The organism is Chitinophaga sp. 9-1-y (assembly GCF_059511905.2).
This window is the reverse complement of record NZ_CM197955.1, coordinates 6588151-6595000: the sequence shown is the minus strand read 5'-3', so window position 1 is coordinate 6595000 and position 6850 is coordinate 6588151. Positions and strand designations below refer to the sequence as shown.

Here is a 6850-nt window from a genome sequence, read left to right as displayed (position 1 = left end):
CGAAAGATGACGTATAGAGCCTGATACCTGCCCGGTGCTGGAAGGTTAAGGAAGGATGTTCGGGGTAACCCAAAGCTTCTGACTGAAGCCCCAGTAAACGGCGGCCGTAACTATAACGGTCCTAAGGTAGCGAAATTCCTTGTCGGGTAAGTTCCGACCTGCACGAATGGTCTAATGAGTTGTACACTGTCTCTACCACGAGCTCGGTGAAATTGTAGTATCGGTGAAGATGCCGGTTAATCGCAACGGGACGGAAAGACCCCGTGAACCTTCACTACAACTTAACATTGATTTTGAATGCCAGATGTGTAGGATAGTTGGGAGACTATGAAGCAGCTTCGCCAGGAGTTGTGGAGTCATCGTTGAAATACCAACCTTCTGTTATTTAGAGTCTAATCCGGCAACGGAGACATTGTTTGGTGGGTAGTTTGACTGGGGTGGTCGCCTCCTAAAAGGTAACGGAGGCTCGCAAAGGTACCCTCAGTACGGTTGGTAATCGTACGCAGAGCGCATTAGTATAAGGGTGCTTGACTGTGAGGCAAACAAGCCGAGCAGGTGCGAAAGCAGGCTAAAGTGATCCGGTGGTTCTGTATGGAAGGGCCATCGCTCAAAGGATAAAAGGTACTCCGGGGATAACAGGCTGATCTCACCCAAGAGCTCATATCGACGGTGAGGTTTGGCACCTCGATGTCGGTTCGTCACATCCTGGGGCTGGAGAAGGTCCCAAGGGTTCGGCTGTTCGCCGATTAAAGTGGCACGTGAACTGGGTTCAGAACGTCGCAAGACAGTTCGGTCCCTATCTGTTGTGATCGTTAGTAAATTGAGAGGACATGACCTTAGTACGAGAGGACCGGGTCGTACGTACCGCTGGTGTATCTGTTGTGCCGCCAGGTGCAGTGCAGAGTAGCTATGTACGGATAGGATAAACGCTGAAAGCATCTAAGCGTGAAACCTGCTTCAAGATGAGTTTACTTTTAAGGGCCGTCGGAGACTACGACGTTGATAGGTTACAGGTGTAAGGGTGGTAACATCGCAGCCGAGTAATACTAATTGCCCGTAAGCTTTAATTTTTTAAATATTGCGCTAAAGAATTTTGAATACAACTTTCCCGATATGTTATCTTATTAGTTTGCTGTAACAGCAAAAAGATCTTATGGTGGTTTTGCCGAGGGTGTTCACCTCTTCCCATTCCGAACAGAGAAGTTAAGCCCCTCATGGCCGATGGTACTGCACTATCATGCGGGAGAGTAGGTAGCTGCCATACTTATTAAGAGAAGCCTTGGTACTTGTGTACTAAGGCTTTTTCTTTTTTCATCCTTACAGAAAAGCTGTTGAAGGATTATCACTTTCAACGATGTTGAAAGTATTTACTACAATTTTTACAAGTTCGTTAGAACTTTCATAATATATTATTGCCTGCTAACACAGGCGAAAGATCTTATGGTGGTTTTGCCGAGGGTGTTCACCTCTTCCCATTCCGAACAGAGAAGTTAAGTCCCTCATGGCCGATGGTACTGCACTATCATGCGGGAGAGTAGGTAGCTGCCATACTTATTAAAAAGAAGCCTTAGTGTTTATACGCTAAGGCTTCTTTATTTTTATCAAAAGAGAGAGCAAATGTTTATCATCTCCCTCAATAATCATCTTCGGTAATCATCTCCCTAAATAAAAAAATCCGGGCTTTATCCCGGATTTAATACTATTCTCTTTTTCTTCTTATATCATCATACCAGTGAGCGATATTTACAGCAACTCCCATGGTGAAATTGACTTGTTGAAAATACCGGTTCATGTTGTAATTATCACCGTAATTATTCCAGGATCCATTATTTAAAGGAACAGAAAACTGCAGTTGCGATTGAAATTTCACATACTTATACCCTACTCTGACAGTAAAAGCGGGTTCATAAAAAGCAATCGGCTTATCATTGATGCGGAGGAAATCAGTTTTACCGGTTTCATCGTTTTCAAAAGCCTTTGGTCCAAATTGGCTGTTGTAAAAGTTGACCACAGAAAAGCGGCTGGTGAAAATAGTTTCCACAACAGGATTTACAAACCCGATACTTGGTTGTACAAACACCTTACTGAAACGATTTTTTAGCAGATAGTCGTTAATGTTAGTTCCATCATTTGCATCAGGGCGATGGGTAAATGTTTTAAAACTTCCACCGCCATAGCCTGCGTACACATCAAATACCATTTTCTTCCGGGGACCGAAAGGTTTGAAGTAGCCAACAGCCCCTTCTACTAAGCCCCCACGGGTGCGGTTGGAGACCAGGTCTTCATTACTATTTTCGTTAGTAGGATCTACATAATTGAAGCCATAGAGGTACTGTCCATTGGCCATAATACCAATGTTATCAGTAACTGCAAAGGCCCCCTGAAGGTTAGTTGGTGTAACACTGCCTTTAAATTCATAGCGTTCTTTTAATAACGGCGCATTCACCTGGTTAGGAACATAAATATGTTTGTTACAAGAGGTGACTGCAATGGCAGCAGAACATAATAAAGCTGCGTAGATATGTGGTTTCATAAAAAGTTGTAGGTTATGTTTAATACAGTGTATCGGTTAAATTTCACTTTATATAGCAGTGGATTCGCGTTTTATTAATTCCACCGGAAAGATATAATTTTTAGTCACTTTTACGGTTTCTTCCTGGTTAATCAATTGAACAATTGTTTCCACAGCCTTTTGTCCCATATTGTATCCGGACTGTTCAACAGTGGTCAGCGAAGGTGAAATAATGCGGGAAGACAGATCGTTAGAATAGCCTACTACTTTGATTTGCTGCGGAACGGCAATATTTCTTTTCTTGGCCTCCCGGATAAAAGCAACCGCAGAGCTATCATTTGCAGCAAACATACCATCTGGCATTTTTTGTGCATCGAATAATTGTTGGGCCGCCACAGTACCGGAATCCATCGTTAAATCGTGTACGTATACCAGTTCCTCATCGAAAGGGATATCGTATTGTGCAAGCGCTTCTTTGTAACCGGAAAGTCTTTGCTGGTAAAGATTACAGGTCAGCTGTCCGGAGAAATGGGCAATGCGTTTACAACCTTGTTTTATCAAATGTTCTGTGGCCAGAAAACCACCTTTGAAGTCATCCCCGGTAATGGTATAGCCCTGGAAATCGGTAGGCACGCGATCGTAGAATACCAGTGGGATATTATTTTTAATGAATGGATTGAAATGATCAAAGTTGGTAGTGAACATAGAAGCTACTGCCAGCAAGCCATCTACCCGGAGAGAGTAGAAAGTATGTACCAGTTCCTTTTCCATGGCCACTGTTTCATCGGATTGGCCAATTACGATACTAAATCCATACTTATGGGCTTCATGCTGGATACCACTTATCGCAGTGCTTTGAAAGTACATGGAGGTGCGGGGAACAATCAGGCCAAGGATATTTGACCGTTTTTTCCGTAAACTGGACGCAATCCAGTTTGGGACATAGCCCATTTCTGTAGCCGTTTGTTGTACTTTTTCCCGCGTTTCCATGTTGATCAGTGGATTGTTTTGCAATGCACGGGACACGGTAGATGCAGACAGGTTCAGTTTACTGGCTATATCGTAAATTGTTATTTTGTTAGTCCGATCTTTCACTTTTTGAGGCTTCGTGAGTAAATAATGTAGCGATATTAAGCATTTTCCGGAAGAATTACGACGCTTTGGGGGATACATTAACGAAAGCACCCTTTCCGTTGATAACGGAAAGGGTGCGGCTATTTTCGTGTATGCTTGTTAGTTATTTAGGATCCAATGCTTTACCGATACGGGCAATCAGGTCCTGTATATGGTTGCGGGTCATAGCGTCGCCACCGGCTGCTGCTGCACGCAGTTCTGTTCTGAGTGCTATCAGTTGGGCGCGGCCAATACCAGCAGCATCTGTTTTAGTTGGATCCGCAGGCGAATAACCATACATGGCTGCCATTGGATTTGCTGCAGGAGGATTTACCAGTTCTGCCAGGTTATCAACATAGGCGCGTTGCAGGTTTCTGCGGTACACGTCTACGGACTGATGTGCATATATTTCTGAGAAGATCGATTTTTTCAGGTCATTCAGCAAATCAGTGGGAGCATAAGCCTGCGCGCCTAAAGCGGTTTCACTACTGGTCATTTTTTTGAGGGTATTAGCACTCATTAATCTGTCCAGTACTGGTTCCTGGCGGGAAAGGATCATGGAAACAGGATCTCCACCAAAGCGATTCAGCAGGTCCTGGTTGATCAGCCATTTAGGGGTAGTGAACAATTGCTTGTTCAGGAACTGAATGGCTTCCTTCTGTGTAGCTTTTGGTACATATTCATACACTGCACCTTCTTGTTCTACGGTTTTAGGAGTTTCGTAGATACCGCCTACATTCTTGGCCACGTGGCCCATGTACCGGCCAAACTGGCCTACTACTTCTCTGTATAACTCAGACAGGTTGCCATATCCTTCGTTCTCAACCTTGGTCCAGGTAAGGAGGTTAGGCATGATATATTGCAGATTTTTAATACCGTAAGTACTTGCAATCATGGCATTGTCGCCCAGATCCTCGTTCTGTGATCTTGGATCATCCGGATTACTTTCTGTACCAAACCAGAATTTTTTATCCTTCAGTTTTTCTACAGTCCATTTGTTCAGGATAGGTGTTTCTGCTTCGGCTGATTTAGCTTGTGGCAGTAATTTGTAGCCCCATTGGATGGCCCATTTATCGTAGTAGTTGATACGTGGATAGAGGTCAGCACCGCTGATGCCGTCGCCTGGTTGTGCTACATAGTTGAAACGCGCATAGTCCATGATAGAGGCGGCGTGTCCGTTTTGTTTTACCCATTCTTTATCGCGTAATTTTTCAACAGGATAAGTAGAGCTGGAGCCGAAGTTATGACGTAAACCGAGGGTGTGACCTACTTCATGGGAAGATACGAAGCGGATCAGTTCTCCCATCAGTTCATCGCTGAATTGCATGTTACGGGCGCGTGGATCATTAGGAGCGGCCTGAACGAAATACCAGTTACGCAGTAAGCGCATTACGTTGTGGTACCAGTTGATATGGCTTTCGATGATTTCACCGGAGCGTGGATCGTGGACGTGCGGACCGCTGGCATTGGGCACATCGGAAGGTTTATACACGATAGCGGAGAAGCGTGCATCTTCGATAGACCAGGTAGAATCTTCCTGGGGCGTAGGAGCCATTTTAGCAATGATGGCATTTTTGAATCCGGCTTCTTCGAAAGCTTTTTGCCAGTCGTTTACGCCGAGGATCAGGTATTTACGCCATTTTTCGGGGGTAGCGGGGTCGATATAAAACACAATGGGTTTTATTGGTTCCACCAGTTCGCCGCGTTTGTATTTTTCCATGTCTTCCGGCTTAGGTTCCAGGCGCCAGCGGGTGATCATCTGGAGTTTTTTAACGCCTTGAGGATCTGCATCGAAGTCTGTTACGCTGGTGGTGAAGTAACCAACGCGTGGATCGAAGTAGCGTGGCTGCATGGGTACAGCAGGCAGTAATACCATAGAGCTGTTCAGTTCCACGGTAGCGTTGCCACCTGGAGCCGGAGGCATACCCGGGCCGGCGGGGCCGCCACTTTTGCTATATGTTTTTACGGTTTTAATTTCGGTGTTCAGCGGATAGGATTTTACATCGGAGATGTAAGATTTATCTGGTTGAACGCCACCGAGTTTGAGCATGTTTTTTACCTGGCCGTCGAAGAACAGGATATCGTTATCGCCGCTGATGAAGTCGGTCATATCGATGACGGTACCATTGTTATTTTTAGAGAGCGCTTTAACATCGAAGGCGGCTACAATTGGCTGCAGGTTAGAATTCCTTACAGAGGTAAACATAGGTTGTGTGGAGTCCTTTGATACTTCTGAATAGGAGATATTTTTCAGGAAGATGCGATTGTTAGGGCCTTTCTCAAAGCGGATCACATTTTCGTTGATGATATCACCGCTGAATCCCATCATCATGGCGCGGAGGCCAGCGGCGGATTTGGAAATTCTGTTTACTACCAGTATATCTCTGCCCAGGAGGGTATCAGGAATTTCGAAGAAGAAGCGGTCATCGAGTTTGTAGATATTGAACAAACCGGAGTCGGATTTTGCTTTATCGGTGATAACTTCAGCGAAAGGTTTAGGACCAGGTTTAGGGCCTGGTTTAATCATGGGAGGTTTGCCGGTTGAATCTTTGGCGGCTGCAGGACTAGTTGGCGCGGTATCTTTGGAATGTTTTTTCCGTTGTGCTTCCGCAGGGTGGAAAACTGCAGTACCCAGGCAGAAGGCGCCTGCCATGGCTATTATCAGTTTGTTGTGAAGTGGTTTGCTCATTACAGTTTTAATAAGTGGTTTTTGATTGCTTGTTATGTTTTTTTAAAAACCTTTGCAAGTAAGTATATTAAGTATTAACTTATCAGGAAAATCCATAAGCGCAGTAAAGGCTGTAGGAATGGAAAAAAAGAAGTAGAATTGAAAAGTAAATGTTAAAACAGTAGTTGCGGGGGCAACTTTTTTTATGTAAGTATTTATTATTATAGCAGATAATAATTTTATATGGAGAAAGGGAAGTGTGGAAGATGATGTCCGCTATGCTATTGAATTTAGGGAAGGAAGAAGTAAAAATATGCTATCTTCCAATGCTAAATGCTATTAGCTTGGGCTGAAAGTGTTTACTGGCGCGGGAATAAATAAGTTATCAGAATTGTAAGATTTCTGTTGGAACATTTGAATTTTTTCTTAAATTGTGCGTCCAACTTTGAAAAAAATCAAACTATTTCAAGAATTGGGACAGTAACAATCAGTTGTGAAAACTGCGATATTGGTTTATTCGCTTATGTAAGTGTTTGCTCTAAAAAAATGAGTGGTCG

The 6850-nt window shown here is 44.0% G+C and carries 3 protein-coding genes and 3 rRNA genes (1 of these 6 cut by a window edge); 3 read left to right on the top strand and 3 right to left on the bottom strand.

What is annotated here, in order from left to right; genetic code table 11:
* From AC5ZC7_RS26090 to rrf (AC5ZC7_RS26080), 3 genes are all read left to right on the top strand, one after another.
* A 23S ribosomal RNA gene (locus AC5ZC7_RS26090) occupies positions 1-1070 on the top strand; it begins 1814 nt to the left of the window's first position.
* Between the two features lie 82 nt (positions 1071-1152).
* Positions 1153-1264 (top strand): 5S ribosomal RNA (gene rrf, locus AC5ZC7_RS26085).
* Between the two features lie 175 nt (positions 1265-1439).
* Positions 1440-1551, top strand: a 5S ribosomal RNA gene (gene rrf / locus AC5ZC7_RS26080).
* A gap of 148 nt (positions 1552-1699) precedes the next feature.
* On the opposite strand, the gene AC5ZC7_RS26075 is transcribed toward rrf (AC5ZC7_RS26080), so the two are convergent.
* From AC5ZC7_RS26075 to AC5ZC7_RS26065, 3 genes are all read right to left on the bottom strand, one after another.
* Complete coding sequence (locus AC5ZC7_RS26075; RefSeq protein WP_496158130.1) at positions 1700-2533, bottom strand: hypothetical protein; 834 nt, start codon at positions 2531-2533, stop codon at positions 1700-1702.
* Positions 2534-2581: 48 nt separating this feature from the next.
* The gene (locus AC5ZC7_RS26070) at positions 2582-3607 is read right to left on the bottom strand and encodes a substrate-binding domain-containing protein (protein WP_496158131.1); all 1026 of its coding nucleotides are present in this window, start codon (positions 3605-3607) and stop codon (positions 2582-2584) included.
* A gap of 142 nt (positions 3608-3749) precedes the next feature.
* Positions 3750-6314 carry a zinc-dependent metalloprotease gene (locus AC5ZC7_RS26065; RefSeq protein WP_496158132.1) on the bottom strand — a complete coding sequence of 855 codons (2565 nt, stop codon included), beginning with the start codon at positions 6312-6314 and terminating at the stop codon, positions 3750-3752.
* Positions 6315-6850: the final 536 nt, after the last annotated feature.

Coding starts and splice junctions, on each gene's coding strand:
- AC5ZC7_RS26075 (WP_496158130.1), bottom strand. CDS start 2,533: ATGAAACCACATATCTACGCAGCTTTATTATGTTCTGCTGCCATTGCA.
- AC5ZC7_RS26065 (WP_496158132.1), bottom strand. CDS start 6,314: ATGAGCAAACCACTTCACAACAAACTGATAATAGCCATGGCAGGCGCC.